Consider the following 19,601-nt stretch of genomic DNA (forward strand, 5'->3'; position numbering starts at 1 on the left):
CGTCCTGTCAACGATTCGGCGCGCGCGGCAGGGCGCGTTTTCCGGGCGGGAGGTCATACCTTTCGGCTCAAAAAGCGCGGGAAGATCAGAAGTTCCCGCATGTGTGCCGTGTCGGTGCGACCGGATCATGGGCCGGGCGGCAAGAGACTGTTTGCGGGGGAGCAAGAGGGGCGCTCCGGCAATATCGACCGGGCGGTTCCGGTGTCGTTCGCCTGTGTTTCGAGCGATGCGCCGCCGCGATTCCGCAGGCAGCGAGAGTCGGGTTGCCGCTGAATGGGCAAGGCGGGCCTGTGGGGACTGGCGATGGATGCCATCACCGCTGGCCGGAAGGGGCGATCGCTATGTCGGGAAGAGCCGGGACACTGGTGCGGTCTCGCCGCTGAGTCCTCGGTGAATGCAGGCGCCGGATGCAAGGCGGGACCAGAAACAAGGGACACTCCTCCCTGATCCCGCCTCGCGCTCCCGCCCGGTCTCCGTCTGGAGATGGGCGGGAGCGGTCACCTCTTAAGCGGCCTTAGAAGTCCACCTTTGCGCCGATGCGCATGTAACGTCCCATGAACAGGCGGTCCTGCCATGCGGCGTTGAACTGGTAGACGCCATAGGCGGCGTTGGGGTCATAGTTCGGCTTGCCGTCGAGGATGTTGAGAACATCGGCGTAAAGCGTGAACTTGCCATCGGCGATCTTCGTTTCGATGTGGCCGTCGAGGTCGAAGGTGCTGTGGCCATGGCACTGCACGGGGTTGCCGCTGTCCGGGTAGGTCACCAGCTGACCGGCCTCGGCGCTGGCCGCGCAGTCCTTGTAGGTGCCGCCGGCATCCGACGAGGTGCTCGAATAGCCGCTGGTGTAGTACGCGGTGAGCGTCAGGCTGGTCTTGTTGTCGAAGGTCAGCGTGTTCTGCCACGAGGCACGGAAGCGCGGCGCGCCCGAGCACGAGGTCCAGTTGCAGCCGCCCAGCGAACCGTCGAAGCGGTTGATCTGGCCGTCGATGTCCTGTTCCAGGCGGATCAGGTACGAAGCGGTAGCATTGGTGCTGAACGAGAGGTTGTCGGTCAGGTTGAAGACGCCCGAAGCCGAGACGTCGATACCCTTGCCCATCATCGAGTTCGCGTTCTGGAACGGCGCGACGATTTCACCCAGCAGCGGCAGGGCCGAGAGGTTTTCCGGATCGGGGGCGCCCTGCGTCACCGTGAAGCCCGGAATGTTCACGACGCCGTTGTTGCTGTAATACTGGGCGTAGACATCGGCCGTCGGCGTGACCGAGGTGATCAGGTTCTTGATCTTGGTGCGCCAGTAGTCGACCGTCAGCGTGATGTTGCGGGTCGGCTGGATCACCGTGCCGAAGGTGTAGGAGGTCGACTTTTCCGACTTCAGCTTCGGATTGCCCGAAGAGGTGACGCCGAGGCTGTAGCCGCCCTCGTAGTACGCCGGGTTGCTGGCGTGCGCTGCGCAGAAGTCGGCATAAGCCGCGTTCGAGCAGTTGATGGTCGAGGTGATGTAGCCGGTCGAGGGATCCTGGAACGATTCGTTCAGGTTCGGGGCACGGAAGCCCTTCGAGAACGTACCGCGCAGCTTGACCTGCCTGATCGGCTGGAACTCGGCTTCGAACTTCGGCGCGAAGTTCTGCTGGCCGGTCGAGTAGTGGTCGTACGAACCGTCTGCCTTGACGCGGAAGCCGTCCACGATCGGCATCGAGATTTCATACGAGGCCGACCACACGTTGCGGTGGCCCTTCACGCCGATTCCGTTGATGCTGTAGTAGCGATCCGCCGGATTGACGTCGTTGGCCGGGTTCGAGCTGGGGTTGTTGATCGATTCGTAGCGATACTGGCCCGCAACCGCGATGTTCAGCATGCCGCCCGGAAGCTCGACAACGTCCTTGCTGAGCGTGCCGATGATCTGCGCCAGCTTCGAGGTCGCCCGCTTGTGCTGGTCGGGGAAGACGCCCTGGGTCGCCGCGGCCGAGTTCTGCGAGGGGTCGACGAAGTTGTAGGTGCCCTGGGCGATGGCATCCATCAGGCCCTGGACATTGATGTAGCCGGTGTTGGTGACATCGAGCGTCACTTCCGAAGCGGTCGCGCCGACAGTGTAGTCCCAGCCATCGCCGAACGAACCGTTGACACCGCCCGAGACGCGGTAGGTCTTGGCGTTGGTGTAGGTGTAGGTCGGCATGTCGGGCATGCCCAGCAGACGGGCGGACTGGCCCTGCGCGGCGAACGGGTTGTTCGGGTTGAGCACGCCGTTCGAGGCATCGCAGCCGGTGGCCGTCAGGATGTTGCCCGAGACGCCGCCGACGCCGTCCGCGCAGACGTAGGCCGGCAGCAGGATCTGGCTGACCGTCACGCGCTCACCGCCGGCGGCGGTGCGGCCGGTCCAGCCGATCGGCGCGGCGCGGTTGGCCGTCGTCACGTTGTAGTAGTTGAACATCAGGTAGGCTTCGGTCTGGTCGTTCAGACGAACCGTACCACGCAGCGTGCCGCCGATGCGCTTGGTGCGCGCGGTATAGGCCTGGTAGTCGTTGACGAGGTCCTGCTGGCACACCACCGAAGGGGTGCCGGCAACGCCGCCGGCCTGCTGTTCCGGGGTCAGGGTGACCGCGGTCAGGTTGCCGCAGCCCGCGCCGGGGTTGAGCATCTGGTAGTTGCCCTGCGAGACCCAGTTGCCGTTGGCGTCCTGCGCATAGGGCTGCACGAAGGGCACGATGGTCGACTGGATGCCGTTGAAGCTGCCGTCGGCCTGGATGCCGTTGCGCACGTTGTTGGTCAGGCAGCCGTCGGTCGCGGTGCCGCAGATCGAGGACTGGTCGGCCGTGCTCCACGGACCCTTGCGGGCCGAGAGGTCCATCGCTGCGTTCTTCTGGTATTCGAAGTTCGCGTAGACGTTGAAGCCCTGGTCGTTGAGGTCGCCGTAGCCGTACGTGCCGTTGATGCGCTGCTCGCCGCCGTCGCCGCGCTGCGAGATGCCCGTCGATACATCAAGGTGGAGACCCTGGATTTCGCGCTTGGTGATCACGTTGACCACGCCGGCGATGGCGTCCGAACCGTAGGTGGCCGAAGCACCGTCGAGCAGGGTGTCGACGCGCGAGACGATCGAGCCGGGCATCGAGTTGATGTCGACGATGTTGCGCTGGCCGTCATCGGCGAGCGGGTAGTAGGCCGTGCGCATGCCGTCGAACAGCGTGAGCGTGTAGGCGTTGTTGAAGCCGCGCAGCGAGGGTGCGGTCGCACCGGTGGTGAAGCCGTTGCCCGACCAGCTGGCCGGAATGGTGCCCGCGTTGTTGGCCGTCAGCGTCTGCAGCGTGTCGGCGACGGTCTTGATGCCGCGCTTCTCGAGGTCGTCGGACGTGATGGAAACGACCGGCGAAGCCGTCGCCGCTGCCGGATTGCGGGTGATCGAGCCGGTGACGACGATGGTGCTGCCGTCGTCACCGTTGTCCGCAGCCGTCGGCGCCGGGGCTTCCTGGGCATTGGCAGTGCTGCACAGCAGTGCGAAGGCTGTGAGGCTTGTTGCAACGCACAATGCAGCCTTCATGGGAAGTGCTTTCAAAATGTGTTTCCTTGTCCATTTGGTGCAGCCGGTGTCGGGGGGCCGGCAGGGCAGAGCGGCGATCGATGTCGCGCTCGTTGGCGCTCGCGGCGAACGTCAACACCGGGCCATTGCGGCCATTTCCGCGTAGTTTCAAAAAATATTTCAGGAAGATTGCGATTAAGGTTCGCAAATGTTGCAATTTGGCAACGTTTTGTAATAAAATTGAGTAATAAAAGAATATTCATCCTTTAGGATGATTTTTGGACAAGCAGCATCGTGGCGCCCGCGTTGGCATTCGCAGCATTCGCACTTCGATGATCGGAGGGGAGGGGAGATCTTGTGCAGGGCTGCGTGAAAATCCGCAGAAACGCCGCGGGCCGACCGATGCTCGGCGGACCTATTTAGGGTTTTCTTTTTGCTCGGGCACCAAATCCGTTCCGGAAATAACGTAGTATACGCATCTTTTAAGAAGCATGCGTCTCTTTTTCGGGTGGATCTACGATCGGCGCGGCAGCTGGAAATGGGGCTGAGGTGCGGCGCATACCGCCGTGTTCGATCCCGGCGGCACAGAGCAGGGGCTCTGCGTTCGCTCACTGCATGCAGTCGCTGCAAAGCTGAGCAGAAAGGAAGCGTAACTGCGCGCGCCCTTGCCCGACCTGCGAGGCCGGACTGCAAAATCAGCGAAATGGGAAAAGTGGTCGGGGAGACAGGATTCGAACCTGCGACATCCTGCTCCCAAAGCAGGCGCGCTACCGGGCTGCGCCACTCCCCGACGCACGAGAGCCCTTAGGTTCCGCGCCTTTCCCGCGCAAGCCCCTTTTCCACCGTTTGGTGCACTCGGAAAATTTGCCGCGATCGAGGAAGGGGCGCGTCTGCCAGCCGGCTGCGCCGCGGGGCGGGTATCCGGCGCCGTATCGTTGAGGTGGCGGGTGGGCAGTTTTGACGGTGGGGTGGTAGGCCCGGCAGGATTTGAACCCGCGACCTAGCCGTTATGAGCGGCCAGCTCTAACCACTGAGCTACGGGCCCCCACCGTCGCCAAGGGCATGCGATCAAGCCCTTGGCGCAAGCGCGTTAGCTTGGAGTGTCGCTCGGTGCAAGCGCCACGCTGTCCATGATTTCGGCAACGCTGGTCGGGCGGACGCCCCGGCGTTCGAGGTGGGCGAAGAGTTGCCGCCACCAGTCGTAGAGCCCTTCGAGATCCGCCTCGGTCTGGACGTAAGGGGTGTGTCCCGGGGCCAGCGAGGGGCTGTGGAAGGAGAACACCAGCAGCGGCAAGCCATCGTCGAGCGCGATGTCGACACCGCGCAGCGCTTCCTCGGTGCTGATGCCTTCCGGGGTCAGGGCGATGCGCTCCAGCAGCCCCGCGCGGGCCAGCACCCCGCGCATCTGCGGCGTGCGCCAGAGATGGGGATAGATCACGTTGCCCATCTGCCGCAGCGGTCCCCAGTAGACGGTGGTCAGCGGCAGTTCGAGCAGGCGGCGCTGCGCGTCGATCCAGTAGGGCTTCAGCGGATGCTCGCGATAGTTGGGGCCGCCGGTGCTGCTGTAGTCGAACCGGGCGCGCACCGACGAGTCGATGGCGATGCCGAAATCCGCGAGGATCTCCGCCGTGCGCGGGCCGAGGCCGTAGCGTCCCGCCCGATAGATGCGCGGGGGCGTGCCGAACGCCGCGACGATGCGGGCGTGAAGCCGGGCGAACTTCTCGCGCTCCAGTTCGAATGGGAGGTTCCCGGCGAAGGAGTTGAACTCGTTCACCTCCTCGTCGAACGGCGGGCTGACCCAGGGATGGAGTTGCACCCCGATTTCCGCGCGGCCGGCGGCGACAGCGTCGCCGATCGCCTTGGGCGCATGCGGCGAATCGGCGACCGGATAGTCGATCAGATAGATCGGCTTGACCCCGAATCCCTCGCAGAAGTGCTGGAACTGGCGCAGCGCCGAGACCGTCGCGGTGCTGTGACCGTCACGCCTCAGCGGGGCGTCCCAGTCGAACTCCTCCTCGGTGTCGACCGTGACGATGAAGCGCGGACCGAAACCCTCGCTAAATCGCGCGGTTGCATCCGGTCCGGGCGGAATCAGGATATTGGGCCCCGGCAAAGTGGTAATTCCCCCGATCGGGTCGCATCCGGCGGGCGACGAAGTTCAGAACATCAGATTGTTGAGGCCTTGGCTATGGCTAGCACTGGCGGCGGTCAAGCCGGGAAGCCACAGCCGGATCGTGCCGCCTTCGCGCTGCAGGCCGCCACCTGCGGCAGCGGCTTCGGCGGCAGCCAGTCGCAGCGTGAAACCAAGCCCGAACATGCCGGTGGAGAGCGCGTGTCCCCGCTCGCCCGGCGCGTTTTCGGGAAGGCCGCTTTCGTTCATCGCTGCCAGCGCGGCGGGCAGTCCGATGCTCAGCGTGATCCGGCCGTCCTGGCCGCTCCACGCGAGCGGGAGCATCTCGTCGGGCGCGGTCGAGCCGGCCAGCGCGGCGAGCAGGCGCCACAGCAGGCGTTCGGTTTCGGCGCGATCGAGCGGCAGCATCAGCACGGCGCCGCCGCCGGGCGGCTGCAGCGCGAAGCCGCTGCGGCGCGGCTGGGTCCAGGCCTTGAGACGGTTGACCGTCTCGGTCAGGACCGGGATCAGATCGCATTCGCCCGCCTCGATGTTGAGCGCGCCGGTTTCGAGCCGGACCAGCCGGTCGAGCTCCTCGAAGCCGGCAAGGATGTGCGCGCAGTCGCCGGCGATCGCCGCAGCCAGCGCGCGATATTCGTGCGGGGCGGGGCCGTAGAGCTGCTGCTGGATGATCTCGGCCGCGACCTGGATGGCGTTGGCGGGGGTGCGCAGCTCATGCAGGATCTGGCGCAGGCGATCGGCCTCGCCGTGGCCTTGCATGGCGGCGCCGACGGCGGCCAGGGCGGCGGGGCGGCGCAAGCGGCCGCAATAGCCGGTGAAGCGGCCGCTCGCCGGTTCGAAGCGGGGCACCGCATCGACCTGCCAGGTGCCCTGGACGGCCGGAGCGCCGGAAATCTCGATCTGTGCGCCGCGCAGCGGCACGCGGTGGCGAATGGAAGAGGCGATGCCGGCGGAAGTCTTGACCGCGGCGTCGGAGGCGGTGAGGTCCATCCCGATCAGCGAGGGGGCGTGAACGCCGTCAGCCCAGGAAACCCGGCCTTCGGAATCGGTGGCAAAGTCGATCGCGGCAGGAATGCGCGGCAAGCCGGCGGCGGTATCGCCCAGTGGGAGGCGCGGGGCATCGTATCCGGCATCGTTGGCGGCGTGGTGGACGCCGTTTACTTGCGCTTCGCGGGCCTTGCGGAACTCCTCGATGCGGCGGACGATGGCACCGATCCCGGCTTCGGTGTTGGTTGGCGGCGGCGGGGTGCCGAGCGAGGCGGTGGCCTGTTCGAACTCGGCAAAAGGCGCCGATGTTGCGGGAGAGGGTGTCGCGGGAAGGGGTGTTGCGGGGGGCGTGGCCGGCGAAGCGGGGGCAGGGCGCGGTGCCGGGGCCAGGGCGTGAAGGGGGGAAGGCGCGGCCGAGGGCATGCGCGGGATCGGCCGGATCATCGCCGGAGCAGGGGCGGCGGTGACGGGCGGGGCTTCTTCAGCCGGACTTTCGAGCAGCGCGTCCAGCTCAAGCGCTTCGGCAGGAGGCAGGGCGCGATCCTGCACGCCCAGTTGTTCGAGCAGGGTATCGACCCGCGCCCCCAGGTCGCTGCGGTGCCGCAGGATCCCGCGCGCGCGGACGGGGAGAACGGGAACGAGCGCGAGCCAGGCCTCCTCCGTCAACTGTGCGCAGCGCACGGCGGCGGTGGCAACGGCGGGTTCTGCTTCGGCGAGATGGGCCAGCAGGCGCGCGTTGGTCAGCGGCTGGAGCGGCTGGCTGACCAGACGGGCGCGGTCGGCGGCCGGAATCGTCCTGTCGAGCTGGGCGAGCTGCGCAAAGCCGGCTGCCACGGCCCAGGAGCGCGCATTTCCCGGCAACCGGCCGAGGATGTCGACCAGCTGCCGATACTGGATGCGCGCCAGCGCCGCGCTCGAATTCGGCAGCTGCAACACCGTTGCAAGGCGATCGTCGAAATGCATTACCGCTCCAAAATCGTCCGGCCGTGCCGCATGCGTGGTTGCGCATGAACCAATGCACTGCCGACACTCAAGACTGTCAACTATGCCTGCCCCGGTACTGTCCTAAGACAAACCACTTAAGGAGACATCACCGGGGCATCTTTTTTTCTGGCGTCCGTTCTCGCGCCCGCGCCCGTGCGCGGGGCCCGCCGGTCCTGCCTTGGGCACGCCGGGGAGCGGGCTGGTAACGCGAAATGTGCCATTCGCGAATCTCCAAATGGGCTCTTCGCGCCGGATGGTTGTTTCTAGGCGTTGCAATGCCTGACGATTACGTTATGGGATAATAAAATTACAGGGGCGCAGGCGTTTTCGAGTGTAAGTTACAGCCGTCAAGGCTGGCCCGCACGCCGGGGTGTCCCGCAAGGAAAGATTCGCATGATCAATCTCGATGAAATCGACCGTCGCCTGCTGGCGGAACTTCAGAGCGAAGGTCGAATTACCAACGTCGAACTGGCGCAGCGCGTGGGGCTGACCGCGCCGCCGTGCCTGCGACGTGTCCGCAGCCTTGAAGAATCGGGCATCATCCAGGGCTACCATGCCGACCTCGATGCCTCGAAGCTCGGCTTCACCATCACCGTCTTTGCGCTGGTCAGCCTCAAGAGCCAGGCCGAAGAATCGCTCCGCGCATTCGAGGACCACATGAAGGGTCTGCCCGAAGTGCGCGAATGCCACATGCTCAATGGCGAGATCGACTTCATCCTGAAGATCGTCAGCCGCGATCTCCAGAGCTTCCAGGAATTCCTGACCAGCAAGCTGACGCCCGCCCCGAACGTGGACAGCGTCAAGACCTCGCTGACGATCCGCACCGCCAAGAGCGTGCCCGGCGTGCCGCTGGAGGGCTGAGCTTCCCGGGATCGGGCGCGGCTCGCGTTTGTCCGGGTCCGTCGGCGAACTTTCGCCTGCAACAGCGCCGCGCCTCCATCCCGGAGGCGCGGCGCTGTTTTCATGGGGCCGATGCCGCGATCAGAGCGTCGCGGCTGCTTCCAGCGCGACCAGATAGCTCTGGGCGCCGAAGCCGGCGACGGTGCCCTTGGCGGCCATGCCGACCCACGACTTGTGGCGGAATTCCTCGCGCAGGTGCGGGTTGGAGAGGTGGACCTCGATCACCGGAACCTTGATCGAGCGGATCGCGTCGTGCAGCGCGATCGAGGTGTGCGTGTAGGCGCCGGCATTGAGCAGGACGGCGTGGGCGCCGTTGTCCTCGGCTTCGTGGAGCCAGTCGACGAGGTGGCCTTCATGGTTGGACTGGCGCAAGTCGATCTCGAAACCCAGCGTCTCGCCGCGTTCGACGAGCATGGCGCCGATATCGTCGAGCGTCTGCGATCCGTAGATGCCGGGTTCGCGCAGGCCCAGCCGGTTGAGGTTGGGGCCGTTGAGCACGTAGACCAGCTTGGCTGCCATTGTTCCGTTTATCCCTCACATCTGCGGCGCGCGGGAATGCGGCCGGGCTGAGGCCGTCTAGCGCAGGTGCGCCGCTGCTGCCAAGCGCGGGAGGGGGAGTGGGAGGGGGAGCGGGAGTGGGAGTGGGAGTGGGAGTGGGAGTGGGAGTGGGAGTGGGAGTGGGAGGCTCCCGCCAAGGCGGGCTTGCCGGGAGCCGGGCCGTCTGTCGCGGGATCGGCGCGCGATCAGCGATCGGAGCCTCTGGCCTTGCCCCACTGGCGCATCGCCGAATAGCCCAGATAGCCGGTCCCGAAGAGCGCGTAGAGCGGTTCGGGAATGCCGCTGAGATAGCCGGTCATGCTGGCGGCGATCGCATGGGCGGTCTGCGGGCTGAAAGCGCCGATCAGGCCCATCGGCAGGGACCACAGCAGCAGGACGTAGATGACGTAGAGGAAGCTCGGGCGGGCGCGGCTGGTCCAGGGGTCGGATGAACCGGCCTCCGCGACGATGGCCGAGAGGCTCGCCTGGAGCATCTGCAACTCCTGGGTATTTTCCATCCTGAGCAGTTCGAGCTTCGCGCGGTCGCGGGCTTCGGGGTCGGGGATGACCTTGTCGATGATGCGGGTGACGGGACCGAGAATCGAATCGAGCAGGGGCATGGGCAGGCACTCCGTTTCGGATTGAGGCCCGAAACCAGATAGTCAAATCGGCCGATGTAGGAAAATGCGCTCCGGCGCGCGGGCCATATGCTGCGCGCGGCGTGGGAAGCGGGAAGGGCAGGCGCTAATCGTGCCGCGCTTGGCCGATACGAAAACGCCGCCTCCTGCGCGAAGCAGGAAGCGGCGGTTTTCATTGGTCGGGACGAGAGGATTCGAACCTCCGACCCCCACACCCCCAGTGTGATGCGCTACCAGGCTGCGCTACGTCCCGACCGGAGCGCGGCCTATAGGCAGGGCTTTTCGATTGCGCAAGCATCCTTTTGCGACTTTTTGCCTGGGCCCTGACACTAGGCTGTGGATGAAATGGCAAAATGCCGCTTGCGGCGCGGGGCGTCTTGAAGTGGGGGCGAGGAATGCCATTTGCCGGTGATCCGGGGCGGCGCGCCTATCTGCCTGCGTTGCCAGCCTTACGCTTTATTGCTAACCGCGCCCATCCGATGAAATCCGGCGACGGTGTTTCGGACGGGGCGCGCTGCAAATCCGGTCCATGCGGATTTATCGACGAAGGCGCGATTCCTCGCCGGGACAAAACGACAGAAGGCCTTCCATCTCAATGCAAAGCTCGATCATCAACCTGCTTGCCGCCGCCGCGCCCGCGGGCGCTCCGCCTGCGTGGATCCAGTACCTGCCCTTCGTGGCGATGGCTGCGATCTTCTGGTTCCTCATCATGCGTCCGCAGATGAAGCAGCAGAAGGAACACCGCGCCAAGCTCGCCGACCTCAAGAAGGGCGACGAAGTGCTGACCGGCGGCGGTTTTGTCGGCAAGATCGTCAAGGTCGACGATAACTATGCCGACGTCCAGCTGGCGCAGGGCCTGGTCGTGAAGGCCGTGAAGTCGACCATCGTCGACGTCATCCCGCCCGCCGGCTCGAAGCCCGCCAACGACTGAGGCGTGGGTCGAGAAGGTCTCGATCCTGCATCCAATTGAGAGAAGCCTGAGGCTATGCTCGAATTTACCACCTGGAAGAAGGCCTGGTACTGGGCGCTGACGCTGTTCTTCTGCGCCTGCGCCCTGCCTTCGCTGGTTGCGCTGACGCCGAACGTGCGTTGGCCCAGCGCTCTTCCCGATCACAAGATCAATCTTGGCCTCGACCTTGCCGGCGGCAGCCGCCTGCTGCTCGAAGCCAATCGCGACCAGGTTACCCAGCAGCGTCTGGAAGCCATGGAAGAGTCGGTCCGTACCCGTCTCGGCCAGGCCCAGCCGACCATCGCCATCGGCGATGTCTCCAGCTCGGGCGGCAAGCTTGCCTTCACCGTGCGCGATGCCTCGCAGGTCGACGCCGCGCGTGAGGCGATCCTGCCGCTGACTTCGGGCGCAGGCCTTTCCGGCCAGCGCGACTGGGACATCACCGTGGAGGACGGCAACCGCTTTGTCCTCGTGCCGACGCAGGCCGGCATCGACCTGGCAATCAGCAGCGCGATGGAGACCGCGGTCGAAGTGGTGCGCAAGCGTATCGACGCGCTGGGCACCAAGGAGCCCGACATCCGCCGTCTCGGTGGGACCCGCATCGACGTGCAGGTGCCCGGTCTGCAGGACCCGCAGGCCCTGAAGAACCTGCTCGGCCAGACCGCCAAGCTCGAGTTCAAGATGGTCGACGAGACCGCCGTGCCGAGCGAGCTTGCCAAGGGCGCGATCCCGCCGGGCGACGAGATCGTGCCCTGGGCCGATCCCAAGGATGCGGCCGCGCAGGGCGTGCCCGTGCTGGCGGTCAAGCGGCTGGGCGGCATCAAGGGCGACGAACTGACCGACGCCAAGCAGCAGTTCGAGCAGAAGACCAACGCCGCGGTCGTCTCGATCACCTTCAACCAGCAGGGCGGCGAGAAGTTCGCCAAGCTGACCACCGACAACGTCGGCAAGCGCTTTGCGATCATCCTCGACGGCAAGGTGCTCTCGGCGCCCAGCATCCGCGAGCCGATCCTGGGCGGCGGTGCGCAGATCTCCGGCAGCTTCACCGTGCAGTCGGCGACCCAGCTGGCCATCGCACTGCGTTCGGGCGCGCTGCCGGTCGACCTCACCGTGGTCGAGGAACGCACCGTCGGTCCCGACCTTGGCGCCGATTCGATCCAGAAGGGCATCGTCGCCATGGCCGTCGGTACCGGCCTGCTGATGATCTTCATCCTCGTCACCTACGGCCGCTTCGGCGTCTACGCCAATGTCGCGCTGGTGGTGAACGTGTTGATGATCCTGGGCGTCATGGGCCTTGCCGGCACCACGCTGACGCTGCCCGGCATCGCCGGCTTCGTGCTGACCATCGGCGCCGCGGTCGACGCCAACGTGCTGATCAACGAGCGCATCCGCGAGGAACGCCACCGGGGTCGCCGCGTCGTGCAGGCGGTGGAGCTGGGATACAAGGAAGCCAGCCGCGCGATCTTCGACGCGAACCTCACCAACGTGATCGCGGCCGTGCTGATGGCAGCCTTCGGCACCGGCCCGGTGCGCGGCTTCGCGATCGTGCTGCTGATCGGTATCGCCACTTCGGTGTTCACCGCCGTGACCATGACCCGCATGTGGGTTGCCGGCTGGCTGCGCAAGGCGCGGCCGGCGGACCTGAACCTGTAAGAGGAGAGGACAGATGAAGCTCCTCAAGCTCGTTCCCGACCACACCAACATCCACTTCCTGCGCTGGCGGGTGCCGTTCTACGTCATGAGCTTCCTGCTGATGGCGGCGTCGATCGGCCTCATCGCGACCAAGGGTCTCAATCTGGGCGTCGACTTCGTCGGCGGCCAGGTGATCCGCGTGACCTTCGCGGAAGGCACCGAGGCACCGGTCGGGCCGCTGCGCACCGAGATCGAGAAGCTGGGCTACGGCGAGCCGATCATCCAGCGCTTCGGCAAGGCGAACGAGATCTCGATCCGCATGAAGCTGCCCGAAGGCGCGGACAAGAATCCCAAGCTTTCGGACGCGATGGCGGGCAAGATCACCAGCGACATCCGCTCGCACCACAGTGACGCGCGGATCGACGGGGTCGATTCGGTCTCGGGCAAGGTCTCGGGCGAACTCGGTCACAGCGCCATGCTGGCGCTCGGCCTCGCGGCCCTGGCGGTCGCCGCCTACATCTGGATCCGCTTCGAGTGGCAGTTCGGTGTCGGCGCGCTGTTCAGCCTTGTCCACGACGTGACGCTGACGCTGGGCATGTTCGCGCTGACGCAGATGGAGTTCGACCTCAACATCGTGGCCGCGTTGCTCACGCTGATCGGTTATTCGCTGAACGACACGATCGTCGTCTACGACCGTATCCGCGAGAACATGAAGAAGTATCGCAAGATGCCGATGCCCGAGCTGCTCGACCTGTCGGTCAACGAGACGCTGGCGCGTACCATCGTGACCTCGCTGTCGATGCTGATCACGCTGGTGGCGCTGCTGCTGATGGGCCCCGACGTGATCTTCGGCTTCACCTCGGCGATCGTGCTGGGCATCTTTGTCGGCACCTACAGCTCGATCTACATGGCGGCGCCGATCCTCATCTGGCTTGGCGTGAACAGCGAAAGCTTCGTCAAGACCGAGAGCGAGATCGACCGCCAGGAACGCCTCGCGCGCGAGCGCGGCGCGCGCCCCTGAGGCGTATTTCGTACACCACAATAGAAAGGGGCCGCTCCCGCGAGGGAGCGGCCCCTTTTTATTTGCTAGCCCGGGTTCAACCCCTGTCAGGTGCGTTTCAGGTGTGCCTCAGGCCTGCTTGAGGCGTTCGGCGATGCGTTCGTCCACGCGCTTGTCGAGCATCGAGAGCGGCATCACCCCTTCGGCCAGAATCGCGTGGAACCAGGGCAGGGTGAACTTGTCGCCCAGCGCCTTTTGCGACCTGGCGCGCGCGCGCATCCAGGCGGTGTGGCCCATCTTGTACGAGCAGGCCTGGCCGATCATCGTGCAGTACCGCTCGACCTCGCGCTGCGAGCGCGGGCGGGCGAAGCCGACGGTCTCGACCATGTAGTCGGTCGCCTTCTCGCGGCTCCACTTGTAGTGGTGGATGCCGGTGTCGATCACCAGTCGGGCGGCGCGGAACAGGTAGCTCTGGAGATAGCCCGCGCGTTCCAGGCCGCTATAGGCGCCGAGTTCGTCCGCCAGCTGCTCGGCATAGAGCGCCCAGCCTTCGCCATAGGCCGAGATGAAGCTGTTCTTCAGCATCATCGGCAGTTCGCCGCCGGTCTGTGCGAAGCCGCCCTGCAAGTGATGGCCGGGCACGCCTTCATGATAGGTGAGCGAGGGCAGGGTGTACTTCGGCCAGTCGGCCACGTCCTTCAGGTTGATCCAGTAGATCGCCGGACGCGAACCATCGAGCGGGGCGCGGTAGTAATAGCCGTTGGGCGCGCCGTCCTGGATCTCGGGCGGGACGCGGCGGATCTCGAGCGGCTGCTGCGGCGGATTGTCGAAGACCTGCGGCAGCCGGGTGTACATCTGCCGGATGCCCTCGTTGAGCGAAGCGATGAGATCGCTGCGCCCGGCATCGGTATTGGCGTAAAGCTGTTCGGGCCGCTTGTTGAGCGCATCGAGCCGCGCGCCGACGGGGCCGGTGGTGAGTCCGGCGGTCTTGAGAATGGCGTCGAGCTGGGCGGTCAGGTCCGCCACCTGGTCGAGGCCGATCTGGTGGACCTGTTCGGGGCTGTCGTCGGTGGTGATCGCCTGCCTCAGTGCCTCGGCATAGATCTCGTCGCCGCGCTGCAGGCGCCATGCGCCGTCACCGGCGGGCGTGGTCTGGCGCTGGGCCTTGATGAGCGCGATCTGGCGGTCGAGCGCGGGATAGACGTCCTTCTCGACGATGGCGGTAGCGCGCGCTGCCCAGTCGCCATCGATGGCCTTGGCCGCAGCGCGCTTGACCAGCGAGGTGACGAGGCCGCTTTGTGCCGCAGCTGCCCCGCGCAGCTTCTCCATCTGGCCGAGCGCGAGGTCGAGCGACCAGCCCGGTGCGACGATGCCGCGCGCGCCGTAGTCCTTCTGCTGCAGGGTCTCGTCGTCGAGCGCGGTCCTGAAGGCGGACAGGCGCGCGAGATAGGCCTCGGCGTCGTTCTTCGTCTCGATGGTGTGGCTGCTGTTGAGGAAGTCCGGCAGCGAGAAATAGGCGCCGCCCTGCTGCGAGATCAGGTAGGGCCGCTGGGCGCTGTCGATCTGGAACTTGTCCTGCGAGACCGTGCGCTGGCGCAGCTGGTAGAGCGCGAGGTCGCGGTTGCGCTTGCCGGTGGCGCTGAGCGGGGCGGCGTCGACCGCCTCGACGGCGGCGATTGCCTTGTGCCCCATCGCCAGGCTGGCGGCACGGCCCTTGGCACTATCATCGGACAGCTTGAACTTGAGCCCGGCGTACTGGCCCTTGTCGAGCCCGAGCGAGCTGGCCATCTCCGGGCTCTGCGCGAGCGATTCGTAGAACAGCGCGTCGAGCCGGGCGTAGAGCGCCTTGTCGGCGGCATTGAGCGCGGGAACGGAGGCGGACGAGGCCGTGGCGGCAGCGATCGCGCTGCGCGATGTCAACAGCCCCCAGGTCAGCGCCGTCGCTGCGCTGGCCATGAATTCTCTACGAAGCATTGTGATCTCCTGGATGCACCCCTGTCGGACGGCCCTTTCGGCCAGCCCTGCCGGATGGCGGCAAGTTGCCGTTCGTTTCCCGGGGCTGCAACAGGAGAGTCACAATCTGCGCGATCTATTTCGCGATTTTATAATAATCCGCCACCCGGTCGAGCGCGATACCGAGCACCAGTTTGCCGCTGCGGATCGGCCAGCCCAGTGCCTTTTCCGCTGCGGGCAAGGCTTCGTTGGCGCAGGCCACCCGCCACAGCACGTCGCAGAGGCTGGTTCCCGCGGCAGCGATGGCGCCGTCGAACCGGGCCTTGGCCGCCAGCTGCCGTTCGCCATCCGTGAGGCCGGCGGACCCTCCGCCATAGCGAGCCGGCTCCCATCGCATGGTCGTGCGCGGATTGAGCTGGGCGCGCTCCCAGTCGCTGCGGAGCAGTTCGCCGGCAGCGAAGCGGCGGTCGCACAAGTGGCCACGGGCGTGCAGCCAGGTGAGCGAGGATTCGGCGAGGTTCACGGTCACGCTGCGGCGCTTGCGGGCTGCGTTGCCCCGGACCGGGCCCTCGCTGGTGACTTCGCGTTCGACAAGCTGCTGTTTCATCGGGTGCCTCCTGATACCGTAGGCGCAACTTGCCAAAACGGATTGCTTGTAGGAAAGCGATAACCAGTCTGGTTATTCGAAGGCCGCCCGTGATCAACCGCATCCGTGACATCCGCCAGCAGAAGGGGCTGACATTGGCCGATGTGGCTGCTGCCTGCCGCCCGGCAACCACGGCTCAGACCATCGGCCGGCTCGAGACCGGGATGCGCACGCTTTCGCTGGGCTGGATGAACCGCATCGCTGCGGCGCTCGATGTCGCTCCGGAACTTCTGCTGCGCAGCGAAAGCCGCGAACCGGCGATGATCGTTGCGGTTCTCACCGAGGATGGCGTCGAGGCGCCGCACATGCAGCGCGAGGCCGTGCTGCCCAGCGAGCTTGCCGCCGAAGCGCCCTGGCTGGTGCTGGAGGTAGAAAGCTCCGCCGGAGACTACCGGGCAGGCGATCAGGTTTGGCTGCGCCAGCATCCGCCCGCGCATGCGGCGCGGCTGCTCAACCGCGACGTGCTGGTGCCGCGCCCGGCCGGGCGTTTCGCATTCGGCCGTCTGATCGGCTGCGAAGAGGGCGGCATCGTGCTTTCACCCCCGGCGACCGGGCGGCAGCAAGCCCGGGTGGAACATCCGCAGTGGCTGGCCGTTGCCGAAATGCTGGTCAGAAAGCTCTAACTTCTGCCGCGTAGAGGGCCTTCATGCGCATCCTGTCGATAGCCACGCTGTTTCCCAATCCCGCCAAGCCGTCCTTCGGGATCTTTGTCGGCAACCAGATGCGCGCGGTGGTCGCCGATGGCGCCGTCGATCTCACGATGGTGAGCCCGATCGGAGTGCCGCCTTGGCCGCTGTCGCGGCGTAGGCCTTATGATGCCCTTTCGGCATTGCCTGAGGAAAGTGACGCATCGGGGATCGCGGTTCAATATCCTCAGTTCACCCTGATCCCCAAGCTCGGCGGCGACAGCAATCCCGCCCGGATCGCACGAGCGGTGCTGCCGCTCGCCCGCCGTCTTCATGCCGAACAGCCTTTCGATCTGGTGGACGCCCAGTTCTTTTTCCCGGACGGGCCGGCGGCCGCTATCGTTGCGCGTGCGCTGGGGCTGCCGCTGACCATCAAGTCGCGCGGGGCGGACATCCACTATTGGGGCAAGCGACCGGCGGCCCTGACGCAGATGCTTGGCGCCGCGCACCAGGCTGTGGGATTGCTGGCGGTGAGCGAGGCGCTGCGGGCGGACATGATCGCGCTGGGCATGCCGGCAGACCGGATCACCGTGCACTATACCGGCCTTGATCGGGAGCGTTTCCATCCGGTCGAACGCGGCGCCGCGCGGGCGCTGGTCTCGGCGGTGCCGGAGCTGGGCATCTGGTCGCAGGGGCCGCTGATCGTGACGCCCGGTTCACTGATTCCCCGCAAGGGCCAGCGGCTGGTTATCGAGGCCCTGCCGCAGCTTCCCGATGTGCGCCTTGCGCTCGCCGGGGTGGGCGAGGACGAGCGGGCCTTGCGGGCGCTGGCGGAGTCGCTCGGCGTGGATGAGCGCGTGCATTTCCTCGGGCAGGTCGGGCATGACCTGCTGCCTCATCTGCTCTGCGCCGCCGATGTGCTGGTGCTGCCTTCGGCAAGCGAGGGGCTGGCCAACGTCTGGATCGAGGGGCTGGCCTGCGGCACGCCCATCGTCATCCCCGATATCGGCGGTGCCCGCGAAGTGGTGCAGGACCCCAGCGCGGGCCGCCTTGCCCAGCGCACGCCGGCGGCCATTGCCGAGGCGGTGCGCGACATTCTTGCCGATCCGCCCGGCCAGGAGCAGGTCTCGGCCAACGTGACGCGGTTCTCCTGGGGCGTCAACGCCGCGAACCTCGTGCGCTTCTGGCGTGCGGTTCTGGATGGCGATTGAGCAAGGGCCGGACGCGGACGTGCAGGACGCCCCGGCGGCGTCCTGACGCTCAGCCCTCTACCTGTTCGGCGAGTTCGAGCCAGCGTTCTTCGGCGGCATCCTTGTCGCTGCGCGCCTTTTCGATGGCGGCGCTGAGGCTGGCGAACTTCGCGGGATCGCGGGTGTAGAGCGCGGGATCGGCCAGCGCCTGCTCGTCGCGGGCGATCAGGATCTCCAACTCCTCGATCTTCTTGGGCAGCAACTCGTAGTCGCGCTGGTCCTTGTAGGAGAGCTTGCCCTTTTTCGGCGGCGGCGGCGCGGCCGCATTGGTGCTTTCCTTGGCCTTGGCTTTGCCCGCGCTGGTGCGCTCGCGGCGCTTGGCTTCCCAGTCGGCATAGCCGCCGGCGATGACGTCGATATGGCCGGAGCCGTCAAGCCCGAGCGTGACGTTGACGGTGCGGTCGAGGAAATCTCGGTCGTGGCTGACGATCAGCACGGTGCCGTTGTAGTCGGCGATCACTTCCTGCAGCAGGTCGAGTGTTTCGAGGTCGAGGTCGTTGGTCGGCTCGTCGAGCACCAGCAGGTTGGAGGTGCGGGCGAACTCGCGCGCGAACAGCAGGCGCGAACGTTCGCCGCCCGAAAGCGTGCCGACTTTCGCCTCGACCAGGCCGGGATCGAACAGGAAGTCCTTGAGGTAACCCTGGATGTGCTTGCGCACGCCGACCACGTCGATCCAGTCGCCGCCTTCGGCCAGCACGTCGCGGATGCGCAGTTCCGGGCTCATGCGGCTGCGCTGCTGGTCGATCACCGTGGCATCGAGCGTGGCGGCCCGTGTCACCGTGCCGGAATCGGGTTGCAATTCGCCCATCAGGATCTTGAGCAGGGTGGTCTTGCCCGAGCCGTTGGCGCCGACCACGCCGATGCGGTCGCCGCGCTGGATGCGCAAGTTGAAGTCCTTGATGATCGTGCGATCCGCAAACTTCTTCGTTACGTGTTCGGCCACGATGACCGACTTGGTCTTGCTGTCGTCCGCCACCACGGCCAGCTTCGCGGCGCCTTGCGGGCCCATCATCGAGGCCCGCTGGGCGCGCATTTCCCAAAGCTTGGCAAGGCGGCCCTGGTTGCGCTTGCGGCGCGCGGTGACCCCGCGTTCCAGCCAGTGGGCCTCGATCTTGAGCTTGGCGTCGAGCTTCTGCGCAGCGCGGGCTTCCTCGGCGTAGACTTCGTCTTCCCATGCCTCGTAGCCGCCGAAACCGATGTCACGGCGGCGCAGGCCGCCCCGGTCCAGCCAGAGCGTGGCGTTGGTGAGCCGGGTCAGGAAGGTCCGGTCGTGGCTGATCACCACGAAGGCGCCGTTGTACCGTTGCAGCCAGGATTCCAGCCAGTCGATCGCGGCAAGGTCGAGGTGGTTGGTCGGCTCGTCGAGCAGCAGCAGGTCCGGTTCCGAAGCAAGCGCGCGGCACAGGGCGGCGCGGCGGCGCTCACCGCCCGAGGCGCTTTTGGCCTCGCGCGAGAGGTCGATGCCGAGCTGGTCGGCAATCGCTTCCACTTCGTGCTGCTGGGGCGCGTCGTCACCATGGATCGCGAAGTCGAGCAGGGTGTCGAAACCGGTGAAGAACGGGTCCTGCTCCAGCGTAACCACGCGCATGCCCGGCTGGACCGAGCGGGTGCCCTTGTCCGCGTCGACGGTGCCCGCGATCAGCTTGAGCAAGGTGCTCTTGCCCGCACCGTTGCGGCCGATCAGCGCCAGCCGGTCGCGCGGGGCGATGTTGATGTCGAGGTCCTGGAAGAGCCAGCCGGAGCCCTGGATGAGGCCGAGGCCTTCCCAGCTGAGAATAGGTGCGATTGCCATAGCAGCGCGCCCTACAGGCAGTGGCGACGGGCGGCAAGCGGGGGTAGGGCCGTGCAGAGCGCTGCGGC

General features: G+C 66.1%; 14 protein-coding genes and 3 tRNA genes. 6 read left to right on the forward strand and 11 right to left on the reverse strand.

Annotated features, from left to right (window positions below; all coding sequences use genetic code 11):
- Positions 1-514: 514 nt before the first annotated feature.
- The 5 genes from OKA11_RS05900 to OKA11_RS05920 all read right to left on the reverse strand — a co-directional run bounded on the left by OKA11_RS05900 (position 515) and on the right by OKA11_RS05920 (position 7,589).
- Positions 515-3,544, reverse strand: a complete 3,030-nt coding sequence (locus OKA11_RS05900; RefSeq protein WP_267219284.1) for a TonB-dependent receptor plug domain-containing protein — start codon at positions 3,542-3,544, stop codon at positions 515-517.
- Positions 3,545-4,221: 677 nt separating this feature from the next.
- Positions 4,222-4,298 (reverse strand) — tRNA-Pro (locus tag OKA11_RS05905).
- A 179-nt stretch (positions 4,299-4,477) separates the two neighbouring features.
- Positions 4,478-4,553: transfer RNA gene (locus OKA11_RS05910), tRNA-Ile, on the reverse strand.
- A gap of 45 nt (positions 4,554-4,598) precedes the next feature.
- Entirely contained in the window at positions 4,599-5,621 is a 1,023-nt protein-coding gene (locus tag OKA11_RS05915) for a polysaccharide deacetylase family protein (protein WP_267219285.1), read from the reverse strand.
- 45 nt (positions 5,622-5,666) lie between these two features.
- The gene (locus OKA11_RS05920) at positions 5,667-7,589 is read right to left on the reverse strand and encodes a histidine kinase (protein ID WP_267219286.1); all 1,923 of its coding nucleotides are present in this window, start codon (positions 7,587-7,589) and stop codon (positions 5,667-5,669) included.
- 414 nt (positions 7,590-8,003) lie between these two features.
- Here OKA11_RS05920 and OKA11_RS05925 point away from each other — a divergent pair, with 414 nt between their 5' ends.
- A complete protein-coding gene (locus OKA11_RS05925) occupies positions 8,004-8,471 on the forward strand; it encodes an Lrp/AsnC family transcriptional regulator (RefSeq protein ID WP_142634555.1) in 468 nt (155 codons plus the stop codon).
- A 120-nt stretch (positions 8,472-8,591) separates the two neighbouring features.
- Here the strand turns inward: OKA11_RS05925 and aroQ are convergent, their stop codons facing one another.
- The 3 genes from aroQ to OKA11_RS05940 all read right to left on the reverse strand — a co-directional run bounded on the left by aroQ (position 8,592) and on the right by OKA11_RS05940 (position 9,938).
- Positions 8,592-9,029, reverse strand: coding sequence for a type II 3-dehydroquinate dehydratase (gene aroQ, locus OKA11_RS05930; RefSeq protein ID WP_267219287.1), 438 nt, complete (start codon positions 9,027-9,029; stop codon positions 8,592-8,594).
- A 224-nt stretch (positions 9,030-9,253) separates the two neighbouring features.
- Positions 9,254-9,667 (reverse strand): holin family protein, encoded by a 414-nt coding sequence (locus OKA11_RS05935; RefSeq protein WP_267219288.1) that lies wholly within the window; start codon positions 9,665-9,667, stop codon positions 9,254-9,256.
- A gap of 194 nt (positions 9,668-9,861) precedes the next feature.
- A tRNA-Pro gene (locus tag OKA11_RS05940) sits at positions 9,862-9,938 on the reverse strand.
- Positions 9,939-10,280: 342 nt separating this feature from the next.
- On the opposite strand from OKA11_RS05940, the gene yajC reads away from it, so the two are divergent.
- Genes yajC through secF form a run of 3 tightly spaced genes read left to right on the forward strand, consistent with a single transcriptional unit; the run spans position 10,281 to position 13,287 of the window.
- Positions 10,281-10,616, forward strand: coding sequence for a preprotein translocase subunit YajC (gene yajC, locus OKA11_RS05945; protein WP_142634549.1), 336 nt, complete (start codon positions 10,281-10,283; stop codon positions 10,614-10,616).
- Positions 10,617-10,670: 54 nt separating this feature from the next.
- A complete protein-coding gene (secD, locus tag OKA11_RS05950; protein ID WP_267219289.1) occupies positions 10,671-12,287 on the forward strand; it encodes a protein translocase subunit SecD in 1,617 nt (538 codons plus the stop codon).
- A gap of 13 nt (positions 12,288-12,300) precedes the next feature.
- Positions 12,301-13,287, forward strand: a complete 987-nt coding sequence (gene secF / locus OKA11_RS05955; RefSeq protein WP_267219290.1) for a protein translocase subunit SecF — start codon at positions 12,301-12,303, stop codon at positions 13,285-13,287.
- A 108-nt stretch (positions 13,288-13,395) separates the two neighbouring features.
- Here the strand turns inward: secF and OKA11_RS05960 are convergent, their stop codons facing one another.
- Together OKA11_RS05960 and OKA11_RS05965 are read right to left on the reverse strand one after the other, a co-directional pair.
- Entirely contained in the window at positions 13,396-15,240 is a 1,845-nt protein-coding gene (locus OKA11_RS05960; RefSeq protein ID WP_267219291.1) for a DUF885 domain-containing protein, read from the reverse strand.
- A 115-nt stretch (positions 15,241-15,355) separates the two neighbouring features.
- The gene (locus OKA11_RS05965) at positions 15,356-15,826 is read right to left on the reverse strand and encodes a DUF6456 domain-containing protein (protein ID WP_267219292.1); all 471 of its coding nucleotides are present in this window, start codon (positions 15,824-15,826) and stop codon (positions 15,356-15,358) included.
- Between the two features lie 89 nt (positions 15,827-15,915).
- Here OKA11_RS05965 and OKA11_RS05970 point away from each other — a divergent pair, with 89 nt between their 5' ends.
- Both OKA11_RS05970 and OKA11_RS05975 read left to right on the forward strand, forming a co-directional pair.
- Positions 15,916-16,488, forward strand: a complete 573-nt coding sequence (locus OKA11_RS05970; protein WP_267219293.1) for a helix-turn-helix domain-containing protein — start codon at positions 15,916-15,918, stop codon at positions 16,486-16,488.
- Between the two features lie 23 nt (positions 16,489-16,511).
- Positions 16,512-17,702, forward strand: coding sequence for a glycosyltransferase (locus OKA11_RS05975; protein WP_267219294.1), 1,191 nt, complete (start codon positions 16,512-16,514; stop codon positions 17,700-17,702).
- A 49-nt stretch (positions 17,703-17,751) separates the two neighbouring features.
- On the opposite strand, the gene OKA11_RS05980 is transcribed toward OKA11_RS05975, so the two are convergent.
- On the reverse strand, positions 17,752-19,533 hold the full coding sequence (locus tag OKA11_RS05980; protein ID WP_267219295.1) for an ABC-F family ATP-binding cassette domain-containing protein: 1,782 nt from the start codon (positions 19,531-19,533) through the stop codon (positions 17,752-17,754).
- Positions 19,534-19,601: the final 68 nt, after the last annotated feature.

It is taken from the genome of Novosphingobium clariflavum (genome assembly GCF_026420865.1).
Lineage (GTDB): Bacteria > Pseudomonadota > Alphaproteobacteria > Sphingomonadales > Sphingomonadaceae > Novosphingobium > Novosphingobium clariflavum.

What these genes read in the sequence shown, in the direction of transcription:
- OKA11_RS05920 (WP_267219286.1), bottom strand. Translation starts at nt 7,589, where the DNA reads ATGCATTTCGACGATCGCCTTGCAACGGTGTTGCAGCTGCCGAATTCG.
- OKA11_RS05925 (WP_142634555.1), top strand. Translation starts at nt 8,004, where the DNA reads ATGATCAATCTCGATGAAATCGACCGTCGCCTGCTGGCGGAACTTCAG.
- aroQ (WP_267219287.1), bottom strand. Translation starts at nt 9,029, where the DNA reads ATGGCAGCCAAGCTGGTCTACGTGCTCAACGGCCCCAACCTCAACCGG.
- OKA11_RS05935 (WP_267219288.1), bottom strand. Translation starts at nt 9,667, where the DNA reads ATGCCCCTGCTCGATTCGATTCTCGGTCCCGTCACCCGCATCATCGAC.
- yajC (WP_142634549.1), top strand. Translation starts at nt 10,281, where the DNA reads ATGCAAAGCTCGATCATCAACCTGCTTGCCGCCGCCGCGCCCGCGGGC.
- secD (WP_267219289.1), top strand. Translation starts at nt 10,671, where the DNA reads ATGCTCGAATTTACCACCTGGAAGAAGGCCTGGTACTGGGCGCTGACG.
- secF (WP_267219290.1), top strand. Translation starts at nt 12,301, where the DNA reads ATGAAGCTCCTCAAGCTCGTTCCCGACCACACCAACATCCACTTCCTG.
- OKA11_RS05960 (WP_267219291.1), bottom strand. Translation starts at nt 15,240, where the DNA reads ATGCTTCGTAGAGAATTCATGGCCAGCGCAGCGACGGCGCTGACCTGG.
- OKA11_RS05965 (WP_267219292.1), bottom strand. Translation starts at nt 15,826, where the DNA reads ATGAAACAGCAGCTTGTCGAACGCGAAGTCACCAGCGAGGGCCCGGTC.
- OKA11_RS05975 (WP_267219294.1), top strand. Translation starts at nt 16,512, where the DNA reads ATGCGCATCCTGTCGATAGCCACGCTGTTTCCCAATCCCGCCAAGCCG.
- OKA11_RS05980 (WP_267219295.1), bottom strand. Translation starts at nt 19,533, where the DNA reads ATGGCAATCGCACCTATTCTCAGCTGGGAAGGCCTCGGCCTCATCCAG.